Origin of the sequence: Xanthomonas sp. SHU 199, assembly GCF_000364665.1 — a bacterium.
GTDB lineage: Bacteria > Pseudomonadota > Gammaproteobacteria > Xanthomonadales > Xanthomonadaceae > Xanthomonas_A > Xanthomonas_A sontii.
Window position 1 is genome coordinate 1 of the sequence record NZ_AQOI01000321.1, and the last position, 1,834, is coordinate 1,834.

Annotated in this window: 2 protein-coding genes and 2 pseudogenes; 2 read left to right on the plus strand and 2 right to left on the minus strand. The window is 71.5% G+C overall.

The window, feature by feature from the left end; genetic code table 11:
* Window positions 1-189, plus strand: a pseudogene (gene murD / locus D183_RS24525) (UDP-N-acetylmuramoyl-L-alanine--D-glutamate ligase); the annotation flags it as partial.
* A gap of 208 nt (window positions 190-397) precedes the next feature.
* Complete coding sequence (locus D183_RS0111365; RefSeq protein WP_026144388.1) at window positions 398-1,201, plus strand: dienelactone hydrolase family protein; 804 nt, start codon at window positions 398-400, stop codon at window positions 1,199-1,201.
* Between the two features lie 226 nt (window positions 1,202-1,427).
* Here D183_RS0111365 and D183_RS0111370 read toward each other — a convergent pair whose 3' ends face one another.
* Together D183_RS0111370 and D183_RS26970 are read right to left on the minus strand one after the other, a co-directional pair.
* Window positions 1,428-1,691 carry a helix-hairpin-helix domain-containing protein gene (locus D183_RS0111370; RefSeq protein WP_017909097.1) on the minus strand — a complete coding sequence of 88 codons (264 nt, stop codon included), beginning with the start codon at window positions 1,689-1,691 and terminating at the stop codon, window positions 1,428-1,430.
* 13 nt (window positions 1,692-1,704) lie between these two features.
* Window positions 1,705-1,834, minus strand: a pseudogene (locus D183_RS26970) (polyprenyl synthetase family protein); the annotation flags it as partial.

Consider the following 1,834-nt stretch of genomic DNA (forward strand, 5'->3'; position numbering starts at 1 on the left):
GACCTGGCGGAGGCGGTGGCGCTGGCGCGCGCGGCGCTGGGCGAGCAGGGCGGCGTGGTGCTGCTGTCGCCCGGTGCGCCCAGCTTCGGCGCCTACCGCGACTACGTGGCGCGCGGCCGCCATTTCGCCGCGCTGGCCGGGTTCGACCCCGATGCGATCAGCGCCATTCCGGGGCTGGGCATCGCCTGAGCCTCGGCGCGGCGTCGGCGCACGCGGTGCGCTGATGTCGCTGTCCGTCGTGCGTGCTGCGGAAAGAGCATGCCCGGAAGCATTCGCCGGGCCGCCATGCGACGACGCTGTGCGCCTTGTCCCATCGCCATCGCCGGCCGCCGTCGCCCTCACCTCGACGTGCATGGCACGTTCTAGACTGCCGCCTGGTTTCCACGGGAGAAGGGCGATGCGCATACGATCGATGCTGCGGTGGGCCGGTCTGCTCGGGCTGGCCTTGGCGCTGCCGCTGCCGGCCTGGGCGGCGATGCAGGCCAAGCCGGTGGAGTGGCAGGTCGGCAAGGACACCTTCAGCGGCGTGCTGGTCTACGACGATGCCGACCACGACACGCGCCCCGGCCTGGTGATGGTGCCGAACTGGCGCGGCGTCAACGACTCCGCGGTGGAGAAGGCCAAGCGCCTGGCCGGCGACGACTACGTGGTGCTGGTGGCCGACGTCTACGGCAAGGGCAAGCGGCCGGCCAACGATGCCGAGGCCGGGCAGTTCGCCGGCGCGCTGAAGAAGGATCCGGCCACGCTGCGCGCGCGGGCGCTGGCCGCGGTGGCGGCGCTGAAGGCGCAGGCCGGCAAGGCGCCGCTGGATCCGGCCCGGATCGGCGCGGTCGGCTTCTGCTTCGGCGGCACCACGGTGCTGGAACTGGTCCGCGCCGGTGCGCCGCTGGCCGGCGTGGTCAGCCTGCACGGTGGCCTGGCCACGGCGGCACCGGCGGCCGCAGGCAGCGCCAAGGCACCGGTGCTGGTGCTCAATGGTGCCGACGACAAGAGCGTGAGCCGCGACGATATCGCCGCCTTCGAGCAGGAAATGAACGGCGCTGGCGCCGACTGGCAGTTCGTCAACTTCAGCGGTGCCGTGCATTGCTTCGCCGAAGCCGACGCCAACAGCCCGCCGGGCTGCCAGTACAACCCGCGTGCGGCCAAGCGTGCCTACCGGATGCTCGAGGATTTCTTCGAGGAGCGGTTCGGGCGGGAGTAGGGAGGGGCTTCCGGGATTCGGGAGGTGCCTCGCGCTGCGCGCTTGGCGGGATTGGGGATTGGTAAAAGCGGACCGTCGGTGCCGCCCAACTGATCGGTTGGTGTGGCGAGCCTGTAGCGCTTCAGGCGTCAACCAAGCTGCCGTCGCGAATCCCCAATCCCGAATCACCAATCCCCTCCGGCACGCGGCTGCGCGCCGATGGCGGCTAAATGGGCCCAATAGGCCCTTAAGGTGTCTTGGCGGAGTGCTTGAGCAAGTGCGCCTTCGCCGCGGCGATGGCGCCGCTCATGGCCGCGCGCGCTTGCGGGCTGTTGCGCCAGCAGGTGGAGCCGAGCAGCGCCGCGGCCTGTTCGGTGAGTTCCCGTGCATCGCAGGCGGCTAGCGCCTGCAGCGAATGCACGCCCAATTGTTCCAGGCGCGCGACCACGGTGGGACCGACGCCTTTCACCGCCAGCAGTACGGCGCGGTCCTCGGCGTCAAAGGCGATCATGCCCGGGCAGCGCTCAATGTCTGCGCTCGACCGCGTAGCGCGCCAGGCCGCGCAGGGCGGCCACGGCCTCGTTCTCGGGCAGGCCGTCCAGGGCGCGCTCGGCGGCGGCGGCGTAGTCGGCCGCGCGGCGGCGGCTGTACTCG

Coding starts and splice junctions, on each gene's coding strand:
- D183_RS0111370 (WP_017909097.1), bottom strand. CDS start 1,691: ATGATCGCCTTTGACGCCGAGGACCGCGCCGTACTGCTGGCGGTGAAA.
- D183_RS0111365 (WP_026144388.1), top strand. CDS start 398: ATGCGCATACGATCGATGCTGCGGTGGGCCGGTCTGCTCGGGCTGGCC.